At 59.4% G+C, this 19,066-nt stretch carries 25 protein-coding genes and 2 tRNA genes; 8 read left to right on the top strand and 19 right to left on the bottom strand.

Annotated elements, in window-relative coordinates; all coding sequences use genetic code 11:
• Positions 1-165: 165 nt before the first annotated feature.
• From A6U87_RS01435 to A6U87_RS01380, 12 genes are all read right to left on the bottom strand, one after another.
• Positions 166-426, bottom strand: a complete 261-nt coding sequence (locus tag A6U87_RS01435; protein WP_065690206.1) for a hypothetical protein — start codon at positions 424-426, stop codon at positions 166-168.
• A gap of 130 nt (positions 427-556) precedes the next feature.
• Positions 557-1,066 (bottom strand): hypothetical protein, encoded by a 510-nt coding sequence (locus A6U87_RS01430; RefSeq protein ID WP_065690205.1) that lies wholly within the window; start codon positions 1,064-1,066, stop codon positions 557-559.
• Between the two features lie 129 nt (positions 1,067-1,195).
• Positions 1,196-1,271: transfer RNA gene (locus tag A6U87_RS01425), tRNA-Phe, on the bottom strand.
• A gap of 182 nt (positions 1,272-1,453) precedes the next feature.
• Positions 1,454-1,663 (bottom strand): DNA gyrase inhibitor YacG, encoded by a 210-nt coding sequence (gene yacG / locus A6U87_RS01420; protein WP_065689453.1) that lies wholly within the window; start codon positions 1,661-1,663, stop codon positions 1,454-1,456.
• A 30-nt stretch (positions 1,664-1,693) separates the two neighbouring features.
• Positions 1,694-2,314: a Maf-like protein gene (locus tag A6U87_RS01415; RefSeq protein WP_065689452.1), complete on the bottom strand. Its 621-nt coding sequence runs from the start codon at positions 2,312-2,314 to the stop codon at positions 1,694-1,696.
• Positions 2,315-2,370: 56 nt separating this feature from the next.
• Entirely contained in the window at positions 2,371-2,589 is a 219-nt protein-coding gene (gene infA, locus A6U87_RS01410) for a translation initiation factor IF-1 (RefSeq protein ID WP_003545338.1), read from the bottom strand.
• 118 nt (positions 2,590-2,707) lie between these two features.
• Positions 2,708-3,184, bottom strand: a complete 477-nt coding sequence (locus tag A6U87_RS01405) for a low molecular weight phosphatase family protein (RefSeq protein WP_065689451.1) — start codon at positions 3,182-3,184, stop codon at positions 2,708-2,710.
• A 5-nt stretch (positions 3,185-3,189) separates the two neighbouring features.
• Positions 3,190-3,663 (bottom strand): UPF0262 family protein, encoded by a 474-nt coding sequence (locus A6U87_RS01400; RefSeq protein ID WP_065689450.1) that lies wholly within the window; start codon positions 3,661-3,663, stop codon positions 3,190-3,192.
• A 3-nt stretch (positions 3,664-3,666) separates the two neighbouring features.
• Positions 3,667-4,965: a histidinol dehydrogenase gene (gene hisD / locus A6U87_RS01395; protein ID WP_065690204.1), complete on the bottom strand. Its 1,299-nt coding sequence runs from the start codon at positions 4,963-4,965 to the stop codon at positions 3,667-3,669.
• Between the two features lie 44 nt (positions 4,966-5,009).
• Positions 5,010-5,447 (bottom strand): DUF2948 family protein, encoded by a 438-nt coding sequence (locus A6U87_RS01390; protein ID WP_065689449.1) that lies wholly within the window; start codon positions 5,445-5,447, stop codon positions 5,010-5,012.
• A 132-nt stretch (positions 5,448-5,579) separates the two neighbouring features.
• On the bottom strand, positions 5,580-6,872 hold the full coding sequence (gene murA, locus A6U87_RS01385; protein ID WP_065689448.1) for a UDP-N-acetylglucosamine 1-carboxyvinyltransferase: 1,293 nt from the start codon (positions 6,870-6,872) through the stop codon (positions 5,580-5,582).
• A gap of 104 nt (positions 6,873-6,976) precedes the next feature.
• Positions 6,977-7,171: a hypothetical protein gene (locus tag A6U87_RS01380; RefSeq protein WP_065689447.1), complete on the bottom strand. Its 195-nt coding sequence runs from the start codon at positions 7,169-7,171 to the stop codon at positions 6,977-6,979.
• A 151-nt stretch (positions 7,172-7,322) separates the two neighbouring features.
• Here A6U87_RS01380 and A6U87_RS01375 point away from each other — a divergent pair.
• Together A6U87_RS01375 and A6U87_RS01370 are read left to right on the top strand one after the other, a co-directional pair.
• Positions 7,323-7,397: transfer RNA gene (locus A6U87_RS01375), tRNA-Thr, on the top strand.
• Between the two features lie 222 nt (positions 7,398-7,619).
• Complete coding sequence (locus A6U87_RS01370; RefSeq protein WP_244499405.1) at positions 7,620-8,054, top strand: CAP domain-containing protein; 435 nt, start codon at positions 7,620-7,622, stop codon at positions 8,052-8,054.
• Positions 8,055-8,088: 34 nt separating this feature from the next.
• On the opposite strand, the gene A6U87_RS01365 is transcribed toward A6U87_RS01370, so the two are convergent.
• Positions 8,089-9,132: an acyltransferase gene (locus A6U87_RS01365; RefSeq protein ID WP_141683894.1), complete on the bottom strand. Its 1,044-nt coding sequence runs from the start codon at positions 9,130-9,132 to the stop codon at positions 8,089-8,091.
• 337 nt (positions 9,133-9,469) lie between these two features.
• On the opposite strand from A6U87_RS01365, the gene A6U87_RS01360 reads away from it, so the two are divergent.
• The 5 genes from A6U87_RS01360 to A6U87_RS01345 all read left to right on the top strand — a co-directional run bounded on the left by A6U87_RS01360 (position 9,470) and on the right by A6U87_RS01345 (position 11,554).
• Complete coding sequence (locus tag A6U87_RS01360; RefSeq protein WP_065689445.1) at positions 9,470-9,718, top strand: hypothetical protein; 249 nt, start codon at positions 9,470-9,472, stop codon at positions 9,716-9,718.
• A gap of 88 nt (positions 9,719-9,806) precedes the next feature.
• Positions 9,807-10,013, top strand: a complete 207-nt coding sequence (locus A6U87_RS29070) for a hypothetical protein (protein WP_083199245.1) — start codon at positions 9,807-9,809, stop codon at positions 10,011-10,013.
• A gap of 159 nt (positions 10,014-10,172) precedes the next feature.
• Positions 10,173-10,418, top strand: coding sequence for a DUF982 domain-containing protein (locus A6U87_RS01355; RefSeq protein WP_065689444.1), 246 nt, complete (start codon positions 10,173-10,175; stop codon positions 10,416-10,418).
• 625 nt (positions 10,419-11,043) lie between these two features.
• Positions 11,044-11,253 (top strand): cold-shock protein, encoded by a 210-nt coding sequence (locus A6U87_RS01350; RefSeq protein WP_047514662.1) that lies wholly within the window; start codon positions 11,044-11,046, stop codon positions 11,251-11,253.
• 118 nt (positions 11,254-11,371) lie between these two features.
• The gene (locus A6U87_RS01345) at positions 11,372-11,554 is read left to right on the top strand and encodes a hypothetical protein (protein ID WP_065690202.1); all 183 of its coding nucleotides are present in this window, start codon (positions 11,372-11,374) and stop codon (positions 11,552-11,554) included.
• Positions 11,555-11,904: 350 nt separating this feature from the next.
• Here A6U87_RS01345 and A6U87_RS01340 read toward each other — a convergent pair whose 3' ends face one another.
• Positions 11,905-12,165 (bottom strand): hypothetical protein, encoded by a 261-nt coding sequence (locus A6U87_RS01340; RefSeq protein ID WP_065689443.1) that lies wholly within the window; start codon positions 12,163-12,165, stop codon positions 11,905-11,907.
• A 294-nt stretch (positions 12,166-12,459) separates the two neighbouring features.
• Between A6U87_RS01340 and A6U87_RS01335 the strand changes: the two genes are divergently transcribed.
• On the top strand, positions 12,460-12,726 hold the full coding sequence (locus A6U87_RS01335; protein WP_065690201.1) for a hypothetical protein: 267 nt from the start codon (positions 12,460-12,462) through the stop codon (positions 12,724-12,726).
• Positions 12,727-12,747: 21 nt separating this feature from the next.
• Here A6U87_RS01335 and A6U87_RS01330 read toward each other — a convergent pair whose 3' ends face one another.
• The 5 genes from A6U87_RS01330 to mscL form a co-directional block, all read right to left on the bottom strand.
• Positions 12,748-13,827: an enoyl-CoA hydratase/isomerase family protein gene (locus A6U87_RS01330; RefSeq protein ID WP_065689442.1), complete on the bottom strand. Its 1,080-nt coding sequence runs from the start codon at positions 13,825-13,827 to the stop codon at positions 12,748-12,750.
• A 51-nt stretch (positions 13,828-13,878) separates the two neighbouring features.
• Positions 13,879-15,840 carry a bifunctional diguanylate cyclase/phosphodiesterase gene (locus A6U87_RS01325; protein ID WP_065689441.1) on the bottom strand — a complete coding sequence of 654 codons (1,962 nt, stop codon included), beginning with the start codon at positions 15,838-15,840 and terminating at the stop codon, positions 13,879-13,881.
• Between the two features lie 103 nt (positions 15,841-15,943).
• Positions 15,944-16,978 carry a UDP-glucose 4-epimerase GalE gene (gene galE, locus A6U87_RS01320; protein ID WP_065689440.1) on the bottom strand — a complete coding sequence of 345 codons (1,035 nt, stop codon included), beginning with the start codon at positions 16,976-16,978 and terminating at the stop codon, positions 15,944-15,946.
• Between the two features lie 201 nt (positions 16,979-17,179).
• The gene (locus A6U87_RS01315; protein ID WP_065689439.1) at positions 17,180-18,346 is read right to left on the bottom strand and encodes a pyridoxal phosphate-dependent aminotransferase; all 1,167 of its coding nucleotides are present in this window, start codon (positions 18,344-18,346) and stop codon (positions 17,180-17,182) included.
• A gap of 120 nt (positions 18,347-18,466) precedes the next feature.
• Positions 18,467-18,904 carry a large conductance mechanosensitive channel protein MscL gene (mscL, locus tag A6U87_RS01310; RefSeq protein WP_065689438.1) on the bottom strand — a complete coding sequence of 146 codons (438 nt, stop codon included), beginning with the start codon at positions 18,902-18,904 and terminating at the stop codon, positions 18,467-18,469.
• Positions 18,905-19,066: the final 162 nt, after the last annotated feature.

Genomic DNA, 19,066 nt, shown 5'->3' with positions numbered 1-19,066 from the left:
GCGGCTCTGTACTCCGACGCTTTCATATGTGCTGTTCCCGGCGCGTTTTACGCGCGCTATTCTTTCGAAGTCGCGTACTTTAGTTTCATCTCATGTTCTGGGTGCCCCAGCGGCGACATTTCACGGCCTATTTGCGACCGAATGGCGCAAATACGAAAGAGGCTGTCAATGGACCGACGGATCGGTGTCGTCGAGGAACGTACGTATTCCATCGCGTGCGACTGTGGCGAGAAACTCGTCGAACGCCTCGCGATCGGTCGGGAATGTCTCTTCCCACTCGATCAGGTCCTCATCCTGGGTGATGACCTCCATCTTCCAGTCGCCATTGGTTCCAGCCGGCCGAAAGATATCGACAAGGACCGTTACGTCGTCTTCGGTGAACTCGCCCGCGAGTTCGGAGTGCTCGAGTTTTTCTTTCTTGGCCATGTCGCTTTGCTTTTCTTGCTCAACCGTGAGTGCGGAATCGAAACGTCCCGCTCCGGACCGCTGCATATCATGATTGCGCCACCGGCGTCAGCAGATGGCGCTGCCACGGCGGATCAAGCCACAGCCTATGTCAGAGCGGCTTCTTCATCAGTGGCGACACCCGGACATAAGGATTCCTTGGGTCGTAGGAAGCCTTCGGCAGCCCCTTGCCAGGCTTCACCAAGCCGGGGGCGAGATGCCCGTCCGGTCCGAACAGGTAGTCGGTTCCCGCGCAGAGATGCGCGAGCGCTCCGTAGTCGAAATATTTGAAGCTGTCGTCGGCAAGGAAGGCCGCATCGTCATAGGCCTTGCCCTTGATCTTGGAGTAGCCCACCTGGATCTTATAGGCTTGCAGAGCCTTCCTGTTGACAGCAGAGCCCTTGCACTGCTCCCCGGCGATGCTGGCGAGCTTGACGACCCGCAACGCCTGGGCATCAGCGCTGGCCAGCGGCTTCATCGATTGGGCGACAAAATAGTTGGTCGCGGGGTCATTCGTCATGCTCTTGCGCCAATAGGATGGAAGCTGAGCTGCACCGGACGCGACAGTCGAAAGACCGACCGCGATAACCATCGAGAATGCGAACCTGAATCCAGTCTTCATCATACCCCTCCCCGTGTCTTTCCCTGACTCAGTTTAGCTGATTCGCAGATAAGACAGGACACGGCAAACGGCTTCAAGCTGTGGGGTGTGCAGCGTCGAGGTAATGTTTCGAATTTCACGAGGAAAGAGTGGTGCCCAGACGCGGATTTGAACCACGGACACGCGGATTTTCAATCCGCTGCTCTACCAACTGAGCTATCTGGGCTTACCTGCTTCGATACATTTCTCGCTGGCGAGATCTGCAGGGGCTTGGTTTTCCCCGGAAGCGAGCGGGGTTATAACATCTTGTTCGGCCATGGCAAGCGTCAAATGCGAGTTTTTTGACAGGCCTGTGAATTTTCCAAATTCATGAGCAAATTTAATGGCTTCCCGTCGTGGAAAACCGACTCATTCCTCGTCGGGGTATTCCGCCTTGGTCTCATCGTCGGCAACGGGGATCGCGTAGGAGCCCGTGAGCCAGCGCGAGAGATCGAGTTCGCGACAGCGGTTCGAGCAAAAGGGATAGTGTTCGCGATGCGAGGGCTTGCCGCACTCGGGGCACGGCCGCGCCTTGCGTAGCGGCTCGATCTTGGCGCCGATGCTCTTTTCTTCAGACATGATCGGTCCTCCGGGTTTGTGCCCGTCGGCTCAGCCTTCGGGCCACCGGCTGTGGACGTCAAAGCCCTCGCCGGTCAGAAGCAGAATGGTTTCATAAAGCGGCAGGCCGACGACGTTGGTGTAGGAGCCGACCATCTTTTGTACGAAGGTGCCGGCCAGACCCTGGATGCCATAAGCACCGGCCTTGCCACGCCACTGGCCGGAGGCCAGGTAGTTTTCGATCTCGAAACCGGACAAGCGCTTGAAACGCACCTTCGTTTCAACGATCTTCTGGCGAACCTTGCGGTCGGGCGTCACGAGACAGACGCCCGTATAGACCCAATGACTGCGGCCGGAGAGAAGGTAAAGCGAGGCAGACGCTTCGTCGGCGAATTCGGCCTTGCCGAGGATACGGCGGCCGACGGCGACAACGGTATCGGCAGCGAGGATATAGCTGCCCTTCCACGTCATATCGCCCTTGATGGCAGCAAGCGCTGCCTCGGCCTTTTCCGTCGAAAGGCGACGCGCCAGCGAGCGCGGATGCTCGGACTTCTTCGGCGCCTCGTCGATATCCATCGGCATCAGGCGCGACGGCTCGATACCTGCCTGATTGAGGAGGTCGACGCGGCGGGGAGAGCCGGAAGCCAGAATGAGCTTATATTTCAGCGCCATGGAACCTCGACAACCGGCAAGACGGGAGCAACAGCCTTTCGAGCTTCAGATCAAGCCTACTTGAAGCGGTAGGTGATACGGCCCTTGGTCAGGTCGTAAGGCGTCATTTCCACGAGAACCTTGTCGCCCGCCAGGACGCGGATGCGGTTCTTGCGCATGCGGCCAGCCGTATGGGCGATGATCTCGTGTTCGTTCTCGAGCTTCACGCGGAATGTCGCATTCGGCAGAAGTTCGGTCACGATTCCCGGAAATTCGAGGACTTCTTCTTTAGGCATATAAGGGTTTTCTTCCTGTCGGTTGATGTGACGGCAGCGGCCGTCTCAAAATTTGGGCGGAAACTACACAATCAAGGGAGGTTTGTGAACCTAATTGATCGGGTTTCTGTCATTTGTTTCATGCGGATTGCGCGGCAATGCCGCTTCTTCTCGCCAATCGGGTCTCGATCATGTCGCTGAGGTGATTGCGCACCCCTCGATAGGCATCGAGAATCTGCTCACGTGTTCCCTGAACCACCGTCGGATCCATGGTCGGCCAGTAGACGACGTCGACGGCATTGGCACGGGTCAACTCCAGCGCGGCGTGATGGGCCTGCGGAGAAAGCGTGATGATGAGGTCGAAATAATCGTCTTCCAGTTCCTCAAGCGTTTTCGGGTGATGACGGCCAAGAGACAAGCCGACCTCATCCAGCACGGCATCCACGAAAGGATCGCGCTCGCCCGCACGAACGCCGGCGGACCTGACATAGATATTCGCCGGCAGCATGCTGCGGGCAATGACCTCGGCCATCGGCGAGCGGATGGCATTGAGCCCGCACATGAAGAGGATGGCTCCCAGCTGCCGTTCCTCGTTCTGGCCGATCACCGTTTCCATGGCGATCATCCGCGCCAATAGAGAACGCAGACGAGCGTGAAAAGCCGGCGCGCCGTATCGAAATCGACATCGATCTTGCCGTTCAGCCGGTCCTTCAGTGTTTGCGAGCCCTCGTTGTGAATGCCCCGGCGTCCCATGTCGATCGCCTCGATCCGACTGGGCGACGCAGAGCGGATCGCCTCGTAATAGCTTTCGCAAATCAGGAAGTAGTCCTTCACGATCCGGCGAAATGGCGTGAGCGACAGAATATGCGTGGCGACGGGATCGCCACCATCCGTGCTGATGGCGAACACAAGCTTGGACTCGACCAGCGAGATATTCAGTCGATAGGGCCCTCCGCCATGTCCGATCGGAGTGAAGCTATTTTCCTCGATGAGATCGAAGATCGCAACGGCGCGCTCATGCTCGACATCGGGCGTCGATCGGCCGATGGTGTCGTCCAGTACGACGTCGCAAAGCCGGAAGGCGCCGTTTGCCATCCCTCACCTCTCCAGGTTCAGGCGGATTGCCACGGACCGCGCATGGGCATCCAGACCTTCGGACACGGCAAGCGCAATCGCCGCCGGACCGAGGGTGCGAAGCTGCTCGGGTCCGAGACGCAGGATCGACGTCCGCTTGACGAAGTCGAGTACACCGAGACCGGATGAAAAGCGCGCGGAACGCGCCGTCGGCAGCACGTGGTTCGATCCGCCGACGTAATCGCCGATAACCTCCGGCGTGTGGGCGCCGATGAAGATAGCGCCAGCGTTCCTGATGCCCGAGAGCAGCGCATCCGGATCGGCAACGGCAAGCTCAAGGTGCTCTGCGGCGATACGATTTGCGAGCGGAATTGCGTCCTGCAAATTCTTCACGAGGATGACGGCGCCGAAGTCCCGCCAGCTCGCGGCAGCCGTCTCGGAGCGGTTGAGTGTCTTCAACTGACGCTCGACAGCGGCTTCGACAGCCTTTCCGAACTCGGCGTCGTCAGTTGCCAGGATCGACTGCGCGCTGGCGTCGTGCTCTGCCTGCGCCAGAAGATCGGCTGCGATCCAGTCGGCGTTGTTGTCCTTGTCGGCAATCACCAGCACTTCCGATGGTCCGGCGATCATGTCGATACCGACCGTGCCGAAGACCTGACGCTTGGCGGCTGCGACGAAGGCGTTGCCCGGACCGGTGATCTTGGCAACCGGCGCGATCGTCTCCGTGCCATAGGCAAGTGCGGCAACCGCCTGAGCGCCGCCGACGCGGTAGATCTCCGTCACACCCGCGATCTTTGCAGCGGCAAGCACGGCCGGGTTGACCGCGCCACCCGTCGCCGGCACCGCGATCACGATGCGATCGACGCCAGCGACCTTGGCGGGGACCGCATTCATCAGCACCGAACTCGGGTAGCTCGCCGTGCCGCCCGGCACATAAAGGCCGACGGCCTCGATCGCCGTCCAGCGCGATCCGAGCCCGACCCCCAGGTCGTCCTCGTAGATGTCGTCCTTCGGGAGTTGCCGGCGGTGATGCGATTCAATGCGCACGGCTGCGACCTTCAGCGCGCCCAGCACTTCGGCCGGGACCTCGGCCACGGCGGCATCGATCTCGGCCTCGGATACGCGCATCGGCGTGATGGCGTAGTCGATCCCGTCGAATTTCTTCGAATATTCGGCAAGTGCGACGTCGCCCCGGGCGCGCACGTCATCGACAATGGCGCGGACGATCGTGTTGACGTCTTCCGATACTTCGCGTTTGGTCGTCAGGAAAGCGGCGAAACGCTGCTCGAAATCCCCCGATGTCTGATCCAACCAGATTGCCAAGGCCGATATTCCTTCTCGATATTCAATGAACGCAGAGGCTTTGATCACGCACCCGGATGGCGCGGCTTTGAGGCGGTTTCCCATGCCCCACCGATATCCGCAAGCTGAACTTCGATGCATTCGACATCGAGCTCAATCGTCGCGCCACCGGCCAGAGCGAGCTCGACCAATCCGTCCGGCCCCTCGCCTTTCTGCTCGAAGCGAATGGCAAGCAGCGACAGGACCTCTTCGCGCTTGTTGCGGTCGACGCCGACGGAACGAACGGCGAGCACGCGCTTGAAGACAAGTGCGGCCCGGCGGCGTTCGAAACCCTTGCGCTTGCGCGCGGCGTCTTCCCAGACGAAGCGGTTGGCGGCAATCGAAAACTGGGCCTCACGCGGGGACCACGAGATATCGGCGACCTTGAAGACACTATCCTGCAAATGCGCGGAGATGACGGCCAAGTCTTCGTTGTCAAGCGCAAGCAGCTTCAGGTCGGTCATACAGGCATATCCCATCGCCAGTACGCCGCCAGAATGGCGGCGCCTCAGACAACGGACATAAGACGCGGCAACGCAATGCGCAACCGGCATAAGGGGTGCAAGCGGGATAAGGGGCGATGATCGCCCCTTTCCTTATTCGCTGACGCGTTCGACGATCGCGCCGCAGCGGGTGAGCTTTTCTTCCAGCCGCTCGAAGCCGCGATCGAGGTGATAGACGCGTGACACCATCGTCTCGCCTTCGGCAGCGAGGCCGGCGATGACGAGAGAGACGGAAGCGCGAAGGTCCGTCGCCATCACGGGCGCGCCCTTGAGACGCCGCACACCTTCGATCTTCGCGGTCTGGCCGGACAGCGAGATCTTGGCGCCGAGACGTGCCAGTTCCTGCACGTGCATGAAGCGGTTTTCAAAGATCGTCTCGGTGACATGCGAAATGCCGGTCGAGCGTGTCATCAGCGCCATGAACTGCGCCTGCAGATCGGTCGGGAAGCCGGGGAACGGGTCGGTGACGATATCGACCGGGCGAATGCCGGCGCCGTTGCGGCGAACGCGCATGCCGTTGTTGGTCGGCGAGATCTCCGCACCCGCGCGACGCAGGGTCTCAAGCGCGGTATCGAGCAGAGCGACATCGGTGTTTTCCAGAACGACGTCACCGCCGGCCATGGCAACGGCCATTGCGTAGGTGCCGGTTTCGATACGATCCGGAAGCACGCGATGGCGCGCGCCGGAGAGCGAGGTCACGCCCTCGATGGTAATTGTCGAGGTGCCGGCGCCGGTGATCTTTGCGCCCATGGCGATCAGGCAGTTGGCGAGATCAACGACCTCAGGCTCGCGAGCGGCATTGCCGATGACGGTCGTGCCGCGGGCAAGCGTTGCCGCCATCATCATCACGTGCGTCGCCCCGACCGATACCTTCGGGAAGGTATAGCGCGCGCCGATCAGGCCACCCTTCGGCGCCGTCGCGTTGATGTAGCCACTGTCAATTTCAAGGTTCGCACCGAGCGCGGTCAGGCCGTCGAGGAACAGATCGACCGGGCGCGTGCCGATGGCGCAGCCGCCCGGCAGGGAGACGCGGCACTGGCCTTCCCGCGCCAAGAGCGGGCCGATGACCCAGAAGGAGGCGCGCATCTTCGACACCAGCTCATAGGGAGCGGTCGTGTCGACGATCGTGCGGCAGGTGAAGTGGATGGTGCGCGAATAGGCGTCTTCCTGGCGCTCACGGCGGCCGTTGACGGCAACGTCGACGCCATGATTACCGAGTATGCGCATCAGAAGCTCGACATCGGCCAGATGCGGAACGTTTTCGAGCGTCAGGGTATCGCTGGTCAGCAGCGAGGCAATCATCAGCGGTAGGGCGGCATTCTTTGCGCCGGAAATCGGAATGATGCCGTTAAGCTCATTACCGCCGACAATTCTAATACGATCCATGGGCGCTTACGGGCGATGCCCGCCTTTCTGAAAGGCTGTCTTTTAAAAGGATGCGGGTGTTTAGACGAAATTAGCGAACGCTTCAATTCGTCGCGGAGCGAACATTACGATTCGTCCATTTTTGCGGCAGGCAGGCCATTTGTCTCATCCGCTTGGCCGGAGCGGCGCGCACGCGTCTGTTGTTTGCGACGAGAAAGATTTTCCCGAAGTTTTTCGGCTGCGCGATCGCGGCGCAATTTCGCCTGCTGTTCGATCGCGGCTTTGCGGCCCTTCTGGGCGTTTTCAGTGTCTTCACTCATGTTTCATGGCTTACCCGAATTCGCGCCAATTCAAAAGTGGCCAGGTTAATCTGCACAAAGATGGAAATTGCGGCTTGCGCTCACCTCAAACCTATGGCAATAGCCGCCCCGTTCACGCAATGCAGCCGGTTCGGTTGCGCGTCTGGTCCTCGCTGCCGTAGCTCAGTGGTAGAGCACACCCTTGGTAAGGGTGAGGTCGGTGGTTCAATCCCACTCGGCAGCACCAGTTTTCTCCCCAGGCAAACTTAAGACAACCCGCCAGCAGCGTTTGCGCCCCTTGAGATGCACCGAAAATCGCGTTGCCCGCGCCTTTATCCCCAAGAGACTGCAGTTTCCCCGCAACGGTCGGCTACAAAGCACGGTCAGCGGACGAGAAGGCGAACCCTGATCCTGTGAGATCGTCGCTCGTTGTAGTAGGAGAGAGAGCATAGACCGCTGGGGAAATCCTATGATGAAAGTACTGCTGGCAACTGCACTTGCTGTCATGATTTCGGGATATGCAGAGACCGCGCAGTCCGCCGTGTCGGGCGACTTCGGCCCCGAGACGCTAAAGCTGATCAACTCCTATCGGACAAGCCGCGGACTTTCGCGCCTCGCCGAGAACCGCACGGTGAAAGCCCTCGCGCTGCAGCACAGCCGCGAACAGGCCGCCCATGGAAGCATGAACCATGATGGCTTTCGCCAGAGATTGGCTCAGGCCAAGGCTGCGGGACTGACTGGCGTTTGTTCGGAAAACGTCGGGTTCGGGCATCAGAGCGCACAGCAGCTTTTTTCCCGGTGGCGGATTTCGCCGGGGCATAACGCAAACATGCTTCAACCCAACATGCGATACGGCGCGGTCGTCGTCGTTGGCGGGTATTCGACGTTCTTCGTCTGCAGGTAGCGGGCTCGACGGCGAAAGACGTCGTTGGCGCGCTCTAGGCCGGCTGCTGGGATCTGATCTTAATCCGCGACATCAGCCATTTCCGCGACGGGCGGTCGTATGCCCGGCTCAAGGCCAAGCTTAAGGCAAACATTCCTGCGACGAATGCTACCATCGCCAGATCGTCATTGATCCCCAATTTGTGCACCACCGGCACGAACACGAACAACAGCGGGTAGTGCAGGATATACATCGGATACGAGATCTCGCCAAAGATGGACGCCGTTTTTTCCAGATAGCGCGGGACCTCATATCTGGTGCCGAGAACGACAATCGCCGGCGCAACGAGTATCGCGATCGTCAGATCGAACGGAAGCTGGCCCGGCCACGAGCTGAGTGACATCATGCATATCAGAATGGCCACCGGCACCAGCGACGCGAGGGAGGTCACTTTGCTCCACTGCGCTATTCGGCTGATGATCATGCCAAGGGGAAATGCAAAGAGGATGCGGAACATCCCACCCGTCAGGCTGCCCCAATCCCAGCCGACGTTCAAGCCGCCGACAGCTGTGCTGCTTGATATGAAGCCGATGGCTGAAACGAGCACGACCGCCAGGAGAGAACGCAACGCCAGCCGAACAAGGACGATCGCGAATAGAACGTTGACCCAAAACTCCAGAAACAGCGACCACGCCGGGCCGTTTAGCGGAAATATAACGGATTCGCTGACGGGCGATGGAAGAAACAACGCATTGAACATCAGCGAACCGACCGGGTTCAAAAGCCCATCGTGACTTCCGATCCAGACCGCGCCAAGCGCTTTTGCGAAGCCGAGCGCGAGACCAAGGATGAAGAGTGGATAGAGCCGGCAGAACCGCTCGGTCATGAATTGGAAGGACGACAACCCCGCACCGAAACGCGCCGAGTAGGTCCGGTCGATAACAAAGCCGCTCAAGACGAAGAAGAAATCGACCGCGATGAAGCCATGTTCAGCCAGATTGGGCTGGCCGGTTGAGCCGTAGTGATAGACGACGACCAATATGGCCGCAACGCCGCGCATCCAGTCCAGATTGTAGTACCGATCAAGATTCTTCGACAAATCCAACCCCGTCGGCCACCGAGCTCAATCAGCACGCGGGTCGATTTTGTTCGCGTGCTGAACGCCCCATGACATCGAGCAAAAATACAAAACTCCCCACAGGCGTTAAACTTAGACAAATGGACTACAGCAGGATGGCCTTTGGCGCGTGCTGGTGTCGCCATCTCGAAAGAATTGATGACGAGTGTGGAACCGCATCGGTGATCTCGCGTTGTCGATGCAGATAGCGCCTGGCTCTGGTCGCTCTCAAGGCGCAGCCCTTCCAAAACGCTGACTTGAAACGCCCGCAGCGGGCGTGGCGTCTCCGTTTGGTGTTCTCCAAGGAGGAGGATATGCCATGTCCCGCAGAACTTACAGCCGTCACGAGCAGCCCCTTCATTCCAGTGACCTCAGGATTTGCCATAAGGTCTTCCAGGCAGTTTGCGGCGATCTCGGCGTCGAAGTCTCCGCGGAGGAAAGCGACCGAATAGCCGCCATCACCGTCGAACTCTATCAACAGGGCGTCAGGGACGAGCAACAGTTGCGCATTCTCGTGGATGCGGCGCGCGGGATTACCTTTGCGCTTGGAACAGACAAGGGTGCGTAGGCGTTCTGAAAGATCCGGATAACAACTGCCCCGCCGACACCGCGGGGCCTTTTTCCGCCGTAGGCTGAGATTGAGCTGAGGCATCGCGATGAGCATTGAAAACCACACGAGTGCGCCGGGCGCCAATATTCATGTCGAGCATTTCTGCGACCGTGTGGATGCCAACGGGCTGCGCTGCCGAGAATGGGGATGCTACGGCTACGAGGATCGAGAGGCGGTCACGCATTGGTATTGCCCGAAACACCAGCCGTTGGACTATCGCGGCTTGCCGGCTCATGGGGCCAGGCTGCAATGATCGCCGCAGTGTCGATCAGCTTTCCGGAGGATTTCAGGGGCTGCATCCGAAAGCACATGTTTTCCCGTTTGCGGGTTTCTGATTTATCACTAAAATACATCGGCATGCCGCTTCGCGGGAGGGCCGAGCGGATGCGATGCACAAGGGAGGAATTTGCCGATGGCCAATGAAAAATGGAATGAGCCGATCCTCGTAGGTTTCGAAACCACTGACGACGCACGCACAGTCTCCGGTCCGCTCGATGCGCTGAAATGCCTTTCGGATCTCTGGCCGAACGCGCGCGGCCTTCGTTATCTGAAGGCAAGAAGCACGTGCCGTGCAGCCCTCGACGGGCGCAAGAGCCTGGAGGAAGCCCGCGCCGAATTTGTCGCGGCCGCGGAGGAAGCCAAACTCAGCATCCATTGAGCTCGTTTTTCGGGAAAAGTGTACCGAAACAAGGCGATAGTTTATTTTTGCTTAACCCTCGACGGAGCTTGCCGTGGGCGCGCGGCGAAAGTCGTTGTCACGCCAGCCTGTATCTCAATAGAACAGCGTCAGCCATCATGATGATGGTCAGAGGCTCGTCACCCTCTGCCCTAAAAAGCAGACGAGCCTCGTCGGCTTTACCGTGCAAACCAAGGTGTAGCCGGTCGCGAAACTCCGGAATTTTGTCACTTCGATCCGGAATTTCTGCATTTTGTTCCTGGCCATCTACGCCCGGCGCGGGGACGCTTAACGTCCTCTTAAAGCGCCCTCAAACGGTGTTACGGCCTTTGTCTGCGTTCGGCCCGATCAGGTCATTCGATGGTTCTCCCGCCTGGTTCTTTGCCTAATACGCACTGGCGACTGAATGGCCTCCGGAAAACTATCGGTTGACTTTCGGTGCAAAGCCTCTATTTTTGGTTTTATCGATCTTTTGCTTGCCGAGCTTTGTCTACCGCGCGATTGGCACCGCGCTCTATTCGAACCTTCTCTTTCAAAAATAGTCGTATCACCGTCCGCGAAGCATCGCTTCCGCGGTCCCTCACTCTATGCTTTGAAAGGGTTCATCATGACCACAGGCACAGTAAAATGGTTCAATTCCACCAAGGGCTTCGGCTTCATTCAGCCAGATAACGGCGGCGCTGATGCGTTCGTCCATATCTCCGCCGTCGAGCGTGCAGGAATGCGCGAAATCGTAGAAGGTCAGAAGATCGGCTACGATCTCGAGCGCGACGCCAAGTCTGGCAAGATGTCGGCCTGCAACCTGCAGGCCGCATAATTGAACGTGCGGTCCCATTGACCACGGATGTACTGGCAATGGGACAGCGCGTTTGAAGGGCCGGGCAATGTTGTCCGGCCTTTTCGCTTTCTACCCCCCCGAAACCCAAGGAGGTTTCATGACCCGGAGCAAATCTAGGGAGCAGGCCGAGATCGCATTCGGCCGCGTCCAATCCCAGTTCTTCGCACGCGGCCAAGCCGTCCAGGAACTTGAGACCGAAGAACAGGCGCGACAGGCTAAGACTCAACGGCTTCGCGAAGCACGGCTCGCTCGTGACGAGGCAAGGGATCAAACTCGCTGAATCAGCTTCGGTCGCGAGTAGAGTGACGTGATGCCTCCAGAGGTACCAGAACGAGAAAAAGTCCGGTGGCGCGCGCAGCGCCAAAGAACGCGAGTTCACTGGCCGATCGTAACAATCGATGAACGCATGCCAGTCAAGGTTCTCGATGATCACGCCCGCAAGGCGCTCGTGAATTTCCTCAATCGGGGGCGCGAGGCGGGTCAGATTGAACCGCGCCGCGCAGCTGTGCTGGACGCCAGAGTTTTAACCGGAAATTTTTCCGTCGAAAGCGAGCGTTTGCAGGTAGATGAAACACGCTGCGCGCTTGCCCCTGCGCCGCCGGATAGCCTTGGTAAACACCGTTTAACGTCTCAGCAGCCGGACGCAGTGCCTTCTACTTCCAGGTAGCCAACGCCGATGATCGTTCCGTCGAGAGCGCGGATAAACGACGGCACGAAATGCGTGCTCGTCTGGTTGCACTCGGCTGCTCCCGCGTACTGCACCAACAAAACGTCGTCCTGCCGCAGCGCCGAATAGTCGCCGCTGAACTCCAGCGACGCGGATGCAGGTAGAACAAAAGCACCCATGGCCAATGCAAATGCGGGCATTCCCAATCGAAGAAGGCGTTTCATCTGCTTCTCCTGCGTTTTGATCGCAGTGTTAACTAGCGGATGCCAAGTTTAGTTCCACCGGTTTGCTACTACTTTCGAGTGGCCGAAGTATCTGCATTTTAGATGATGTTAACATAATCATACCGGAGGACCCGGCGTCAGTGACTGGCCGCCTCATCACCCGTGCAGCATTGCGCCTCCTGGCTCCCGGAGCTGGTTCATTTCAGCGATAGTTGTGGCTGGCGTCACCTTCGCCTCTTGGCGCGCTGCCGATCTCGCGCCATATAAATGTTTGAACTGGCTGGGATCTTGGCGATGAAGAATTTTATATTGGCAATGGTGTCGACTGCTGCGCTCGTGGGGTGCGCCACGGCCGAGACGGCGGAGGTGAAACCCATCCCCGGCAGCATCACCTATAATGGGCAGCCACGCACCAAGCTGACGAAATCGCCACCCGGCAGCGTCATCTACAACTCCCTCTACGATTCCTCGGGAACGAAGATGCTTGAGACCTACATTCTACAGCCGGATCGCACGCTGAAGCTCACGCGGCGTGACGTCATTCCGGACTATCCGATGTAAACTAGGCCCGCATGGTCCGGGTCAGGCGTGCGCGCCTGAGAACGTCAGTGGCGGTTCGGCCGGCTTCAAGAAGGCGTCGATGGAGAGGGCTCCAACGGCCTCAAGCGTGGCCGGAAACCATTTCGGATCCCGGTCCTTATCGATGATCGCGGCGCGAATTCCTTCGTAGAAATCGGGCGATTTCAATATCTGCAAACAGGCACCGAGCTCACGAGCAAGGCATTCGGCCAGATTGCGGCTTTGCCCGCCCAGCCGGAGCAGCCGCAACGTCAATTTGAGGCTGGTCGGCGAGCGCGTGCGCAGCGTACGCAATGTCTCCTCTGCGAAATCTCCGTTCTCGGCCTCGAGGGCCGCGATAATTTCTTCCATCTTGCCGAACCGGAAGGTGCGGTGGATCAGGTCTGCGTTCCGGCGCAGCGGCCCCACGCCGGGATCCGAGGACAGATTCTTGAGCACGGCATCGACGTCCCGGGGGCCCGCGCCGCGCGGCAACTCGGCAAGCGTGTCGACAAGCTCGTTCAGCTGGAACGACGCAATCTGGAAATCGGCAAGCCCCGCTCGAATGACATCCGCCGGCACGACATTCGAGCCGGTCAAACCCATCCATATGCCCGTTTCACCGGGCGCACGTGGGAGCAACCAGGTGGCCCCGACATCGGGAAAGTAGCCTATGCCGGTTTCCGGCATGGCAAAGCGTGTGCGCTCGGTCACGACACGATGGCTCGCGTGCGAGGACAGGCCAACGCCGCCGCCCATGGTGATCCCGTCCATCAACGCGACATAGGGCTTCGGATAGGTCGAGATGCGATGATTGAGGCGGAACTCCTCGCGCCAGAAAGTCTCGGCAAGATCGGTGCCGGCGCAACCACTCTCGTGCAGCACGCGGATGTCGCCGCCGGCGCAGAAGCCACGCTCTCCCTCTCCCATGACGATCACGGCGGCAATACTGGCATCGGCGGCGAGCTCGTCGAGGGCGGCGCTGACCATCCTGACCATGTCGAGGGTGAGACTGTTCAACGCGCGCGGTCTGTTCAGGCGGATGATGCCGGCAGAGGCGTGGCGTTCGAGGATGACGTCGCGCTGCTCGATACCATCCCGCATTGCGGTCTCCCTGCCACCTGGATCATGTGTGACGCCGCGCTGCTCCTAGACTCAGGCGTACAGCGGCTGTTGGGTCATTGCGAATTTATCGCGTTCGATCGCATAGTCTATGGCTGCGGAGAGGGGTAATGGCCGAGAAAAATAATAGCCCTGTGCCAGCCGGACGCCCATGGCCCGCAGCCCCTCGGCGACCTCCCCGCTTTCGACGCCTTCCGCGACCGACGCAATGCCGAGATTCTGGCAGAGATTCGCAACCGAACGCGTGATGTTCAGGCAACGCGTGTCGCGATCGAGATTCATCACGAAGCTCTTGTCGATCTTCAGCTTGTCGAAGGCCAGCCGATGAACGTGACTGAGGCTGGAGTAGCCGGTGCCGAAATCATCCAGCGCGATGGTGACGCCAGCGGCGCGAAACAGACTGACGACGCGGTCGGCCGTGGCGAAATCGGACAGCAGGGCCGTTTCGGTGATCTCGAACTCGATGCGCCGGGCATCCACCCCCGAGCGGTGGATCATGGCCAGCAGCGTCATTGCGGTCTCATGATCGCAAATGTCCCGCGCCGAGAGATTGAACGACAAACGCAGGCGGGACGGCATTGCGGAAAGCGCATCGAGCGCCTGTCCCAGCAGAACGCGCGTCATCCGGCCGATAAGAGCCGTGCGCTCCGCCGCAGGAATGAAGGCGGCGGGGCTGATCCGGCCAAACCTGGCGCTGTCCCAGCGCGCCAATGCCTCGTAACCCACGACGATACCCGTCTTGAGCTCGATGATCGGCTGGTATTCCAACGACAGCTCGTCCGCGAAATTCCCCGCCTGCAACTCCAGCTCGATCATGTGCCGCTGCGACAGGATCGTCTCATGCTCCGGCGAGAAGAATTCGACGCCGCCATTGTGTTTGCTCTTCACCTGATAGAGCGCGAAATCGGCCTTCTCGTAGAGCTCTTCAGCCGTATGGTCCCCGGAGGCGAGCTGGACGATGCCGCAGGAACCGGACACCCGAACCGATCCGTCCGGAATCTCGAACGGTTCGCGGACCGCGCTGCAGAGCGCGTGGGCGACATCGGCGATCGTCGAAACGGCAAGATCATCCGGGAATATGATACCGAACTCGTCCCCGCCCAATCGGGCGACGACACCGTCATCGCCAATCAGGGCCATGAAACGACGCGCGGTTTCCTTGAGAACGAGATCACCCGCCGCATGGCCGAAGACGTCATTGACGGGCTTGAAACCATCAAGGTCGATGATCCCCAGGACAGGCGGCGCATCCGATCCGGCCCGCAGCCGTTCTTCGAGCGACAGGAAGAAGCTGCGGCGATTGGCAAGGCCGGTCAGCTGGTCGTGCAGCGCGTTGCGGCTGTTTACAAGGTTGAGTTCCTGCGCTTCGGCCTGCTTCTTCTGCAGTTCCTCCGTCAGCCGCACGAGACGCACGAAATTCTGGTAGTAGCTGTTGATAACCCGCAGGAACGGCACGACAAGGAAAGCGCCACTCGTCGCCGTGGCAACGAACACCGGATTGCCGGAGAACATGAACGTGACGATCATCGTCCCGAACGTGATGACCGTGGTCAGTGCCGCCGCCAGTGGCAGATGCATGAGGCAGAATACCGAGGAAATACCGGTGACCACCAGGAAATAGGCGATCTGTCCCTGCTGGTAGGCATTGCCATACTGATAGAGAGCAACCGCCCAGGCACCGAAGGCGCAGGTCAGGACGGCGGCTGCCACCACAGTAATGCGCATGAGCGTCATCGCCCGCTCAGCAGTCACCTCGTCCCTGCCGTGAATTTCCCACCAGCAAAGCCTGAGCAGGCAGGTAACGGACAGGCCGATCGGGACGTAGAGCGACAGCCAGACAGGGGCCGTCCCGATATGGGTTATCGCGACGGCGAGCACGTTGATGATCAGAAGCACGTAGAGAATAGGGATCTGCGACGCGAGAGCCTTGTACTGCGACTTGAGGAAGTCCGGATCATCCTTTTGCAGACGGAGCGACGCGAGAAAGCTGTTCATGATTTCCTTTTCCCTTGGCCCATGCCAGCCAGAGAAAGCTTGATTATTTCCTACTCACGTTGCGTCAGGTCGGTCGCCGACCGGACGCATGGTAAATGCTGTGTTAGAACCCCGCCGCGGCAAGCGCGCGATGAACACTCTGCAGGTCATCCACGCTCCTGTTCATCAGGAAGAGTTCCCAATCAAGCGCGCTACGGACAATCGTTTCCAGGGAATCGTATTGCGGCTTCCAATCGAGCACGCGGTGCGCCAGCGTTGAATCGGCAACGACGCTTGCCGAATCGCCGGGGCGGCGCGGCGCCATGTGGATCTTGAAAGACTGGCCGTGCAGGCGAGTGACCATGTTCAGCACGTCGAGAACGGAATAGCCGGCCCCGTAGCCGCAATTCGCCACCAGCGAGCCGCGCCCGCGACGCAGGTGCTGCAGGGCCTTCAGATGTGCTGCCGCGAGATCGCTGACATGGATGTAGTCGCGCACACCCGTCCCGTCATGCGTGGGATAATCGATACCGTAGACATGCACGCTGTCGCGCCGCCCGAGGGCGGCTTCGCAGGCAACCTTGATCAGGTGCGTGGCGCCTGCTGTCGACTGGCCAGCACGGCCCTCAGGGTCCGCACCGGCGACGTTGAAATAGCGAAGGGCGACATAGTCGAAGTCATAGGCTGCCGCGGCGTCGCGCAACATGAACTCAGTCATCAGCTTCGACTGGCCATAAGGATTCTCGGGATTGAGAGACGCGTCTTCCTTGACGGGAGCGGATGTCTTCTGCGGGCCGTAGACGGCAGCTGTCGATGAAAAGACGAAGTGGCGAACGCCAGCCTCGATCGCAGCACTCATCAGCTCACGCGTCTTGCCCGAGTTGTTGTCGTAATAGGAGAGCGGATCCGAGACCGAGGCCGGCACGACGGCCGATCCCGCGAAATGGATAATGGCTTCGATATCGTTTTCAATGAAGATGGTCTTGAGAATCCGGCGGTCCGCGACGTCACCGAGATAGAAGCGCGCCTGGGGAGCGACGGCCCAGCGGAAACCTGTCGACAGACGGTCGAGAACGACGACTTCCTCGCCGGCGTCCAGTAGCGTCCACACCATATGGCTGCCGATGTATCCCGCGCCGCCGGTGACCAAAATTGCCATCGCCTACATTCCCTGCCTTCATTGCACGGACGCAATTGACGCCAGTTTCCTTTCCGATTTTCTTATTAAAAGAGCGCCGGACGGCTTTGAGGCGGGTAAGTTTGGCGATGTGGTTAGAGCGGGATTTCGACGTTCTCTACAATTTTATCAATGTGCCAATTTCGGGCCGAGGGCTCGAGAAACGAGCCCTCGGTCGCTCCGTCAAAGCTTGAGAATGTAGTCGCAAAGGCGGTCGGCCGCCGTCTGTATTTGCGCGGGATCGCGCAGGAAGCAGGCACGGAGAAACAGCTCGCCGCCGGCGCCGAACGCCGCGCCGGGGGCCAGGCCGACGCCGGTCTTGTCGACGATATCGATCGCCGCCTTGCGGCTGTCGGTGACGCCGTCAATCTTCAGGAACGCATAAAGCGCACCATCAGGCTTGAGCGTTTGCACGCGATTGGTCGCAATGAGGGCGTCGCAGAGAATGTCGCGCGAGCGCTTTGCCTTTTCGATGTTGGCCTCCACGAAAGCCTCGCCATCATTCAAGGCAGCGACGGCGCCCCTCTGCATGAACTGGGCGACGCCCGAGGTCGAATACTGGATGAGGTTTTCAATCACCTGCCCGGTCTGCGGCGGCGCCACGATCCAACCCACGCGCCAGCCGGTCATCGACCAGTTCTTCGAGAAGGAATTGACGAACATGATCCTGTCGTCGGCGTCCATGACATCGAGGAACGAGGGCGCGCGACCGCCGGGGAAGTAGTAACGAGCATAGATCTCGTCGGCCATGATCCAGAGACCATGCTTGCGCGCCAGCCCGAGAATGGCGGCCAGATCTTCCTTCGTCGCGGTCCAGCCGGTCGGGTTGGACGGGGTGTTGATGAAGAGTGCCTTGGTTTTCGGGGTGATTGCCGCTGCGATGCGATCAAGATCGACTGCCCATTTGCCGCCCTGGAATTGCAGCTGCACGCCGACCGAACGGGCCCCTGCAATTTCGAGCGCCGCGGCAATATTGGGCCAAGCCGGAGTCAGGTAAACAAGTTCGTCGCCCGGCGACGTCAGCGCCTGCACGGCGATCTGGATCGCCTGCATGCCGGAACCGGTGACAAAGAAATGGTCGACCGGAAGATCAACCGCGAAATTGCGGGCATAATAGTCCGAAAGTGCCTGGCGAAGCTCGGGAATGCCGCGCTGATAGGTGTAGAAGGTCTCGCCGGCGCCGAGAGCATCCATCGCGGCCTTGTTGACGAAATCGGGGCTGGGCAGATCCCCCTCGCCGACCCACAAAGGCAAAAGGCCTTCTCTGCCACGCGCGTAGTTGACGACTTCAACGATCCCGCTTTCAGGCGCAGAGACGGCGCGCGGGCTAAGGCTGCTTACGATCGACATGCATCACTCCGGTTTTTGCCTTCATAGAATAATTACGAAGGCAAATCCCATGACAATCCGTGATGCAATGTCGATTTCTTTGATGGTTGGCCCCGCCATAGCCAAGGGGGCCAGTCTCGATCAGACGGCCGGGCGCTTGGCCAGCAGGTCGCGAATTTCGGTGAGAAGCGCGACGTCGGCAGGCGTTGCAGGCGCTTCTTCCGGTGCTGCCTTCTTCTGCTTTTCGACCTGCTTCTGAAGCGTGTTCACGCCCTTGACCATCAAAAAGATGATCCAGGCAAGGATCATGAAGTTGATGAGAACGGTAATGAAGCTGCCATAAGCAAGAACCGCACCCTGCTGGCGAGCGGCCGCCAAGGTCGGTGCATTGACGTTCGAAGACAGGCCAATGAAGTAGTTGGAGAAGTCGAAACCACCAAAGATCGCGCCAACGATCGGCATGATGATGTCATCGACCAGCGATCTCACGATGCCGCCAAAGGCACCGCCGATAATCACACCGACAGCAAGGTCCATGACATTGCCGCGGGCGATAAATGCTTTGAACTCGTTGAGCATGCGATCTGTCTCCCTTTGATGCAGTCCACTGACATGCCATTGTTTTTATTAGCTACATGTTCGAAACAAATATTCAATTGCTAATTACAAATATCGTTATGACCCGTGCGTCTTTGACTTAAGGCCTAGAGCGGGCCCGATGTTCAAAGCCCGTGAATTGCC

Source organism: Rhizobium sp. AC44/96 (assembly GCF_001692185.1).
Classification (GTDB): Bacteria; Pseudomonadota; Alphaproteobacteria; order Rhizobiales; family Rhizobiaceae; genus Rhizobium.
Note: the sequence above shows the minus strand (reverse complement) of the source record. Positions and strands in the feature narration are given on the sequence as shown.

What these genes read in the sequence shown, in the direction of transcription:
- A6U87_RS01430 (WP_065690205.1), bottom strand. Translation starts at nt 1,066, where the DNA reads ATGAAGACTGGATTCAGGTTCGCATTCTCGATGGTTATCGCGGTCGGT.
- A6U87_RS01435 (WP_065690206.1), bottom strand. Translation starts at nt 426, where the DNA reads ATGGCCAAGAAAGAAAAACTCGAGCACTCCGAACTCGCGGGCGAGTTC.
- A6U87_RS01325 (WP_065689441.1), bottom strand. Translation starts at nt 15,840, where the DNA reads ATGAACAGCTTTCTCGCGTCGCTCCGTCTGCAAAAGGATGATCCGGAC.
- A6U87_RS01340 (WP_065689443.1), bottom strand. Translation starts at nt 12,165, where the DNA reads ATGAAACGCCTTCTTCGATTGGGAATGCCCGCATTTGCATTGGCCATG.
- A6U87_RS01405 (WP_065689451.1), bottom strand. Translation starts at nt 3,184, where the DNA reads ATGGAAACGGTGATCGGCCAGAACGAGGAACGGCAGCTGGGAGCCATC.
- A6U87_RS01335 (WP_065690201.1), top strand. Translation starts at nt 12,460, where the DNA reads ATGAAGAATTTTATATTGGCAATGGTGTCGACTGCTGCGCTCGTGGGG.
- A6U87_RS01415 (WP_065689452.1), bottom strand. Translation starts at nt 2,314, where the DNA reads ATGGCGCTGAAATATAAGCTCATTCTGGCTTCCGGCTCTCCCCGCCGC.
- A6U87_RS01350 (WP_047514662.1), top strand. Translation starts at nt 11,044, where the DNA reads ATGACCACAGGCACAGTAAAATGGTTCAATTCCACCAAGGGCTTCGGC.
- galE (WP_065689440.1), bottom strand. Translation starts at nt 16,978, where the DNA reads ATGGCAATTTTGGTCACCGGCGGCGCGGGATACATCGGCAGCCATATG.
- A6U87_RS01355 (WP_065689444.1), top strand. Translation starts at nt 10,173, where the DNA reads ATGGCCAATGAAAAATGGAATGAGCCGATCCTCGTAGGTTTCGAAACC.
- A6U87_RS29070 (WP_083199245.1), top strand. Translation starts at nt 9,807, where the DNA reads ATGAGCATTGAAAACCACACGAGTGCGCCGGGCGCCAATATTCATGTC.
- mscL (WP_065689438.1), bottom strand. Translation starts at nt 18,904, where the DNA reads ATGCTCAACGAGTTCAAAGCATTTATCGCCCGCGGCAATGTCATGGAC.
- A6U87_RS01315 (WP_065689439.1), bottom strand. Translation starts at nt 18,346, where the DNA reads ATGTCGATCGTAAGCAGCCTTAGCCCGCGCGCCGTCTCTGCGCCTGAA.
- A6U87_RS01370 (WP_244499405.1), top strand. Translation starts at nt 7,620, where the DNA reads ATGATGAAAGTACTGCTGGCAACTGCACTTGCTGTCATGATTTCGGGA.
- yacG (WP_065689453.1), bottom strand. Translation starts at nt 1,663, where the DNA reads ATGTCTGAAGAAAAGAGCATCGGCGCCAAGATCGAGCCGCTACGCAAG.
- A6U87_RS01345 (WP_065690202.1), top strand. Translation starts at nt 11,372, where the DNA reads ATGACCCGGAGCAAATCTAGGGAGCAGGCCGAGATCGCATTCGGCCGC.
- A6U87_RS01380 (WP_065689447.1), bottom strand. Translation starts at nt 7,171, where the DNA reads ATGAGTGAAGACACTGAAAACGCCCAGAAGGGCCGCAAAGCCGCGATC.
- murA (WP_065689448.1), bottom strand. Translation starts at nt 6,872, where the DNA reads ATGGATCGTATTAGAATTGTCGGCGGTAATGAGCTTAACGGCATCATT.
- infA (WP_003545338.1), bottom strand. Translation starts at nt 2,589, where the DNA reads ATGCCTAAAGAAGAAGTCCTCGAATTTCCGGGAATCGTGACCGAACTT.
- A6U87_RS01390 (WP_065689449.1), bottom strand. Translation starts at nt 5,447, where the DNA reads ATGACCGACCTGAAGCTGCTTGCGCTTGACAACGAAGACTTGGCCGTC.
- A6U87_RS01360 (WP_065689445.1), top strand. Translation starts at nt 9,470, where the DNA reads ATGTCCCGCAGAACTTACAGCCGTCACGAGCAGCCCCTTCATTCCAGT.
- A6U87_RS01400 (WP_065689450.1), bottom strand. Translation starts at nt 3,663, where the DNA reads ATGGCAAACGGCGCCTTCCGGCTTTGCGACGTCGTACTGGACGACACC.
- A6U87_RS01330 (WP_065689442.1), bottom strand. Translation starts at nt 13,827, where the DNA reads ATGCGGGATGGTATCGAGCAGCGCGACGTCATCCTCGAACGCCACGCC.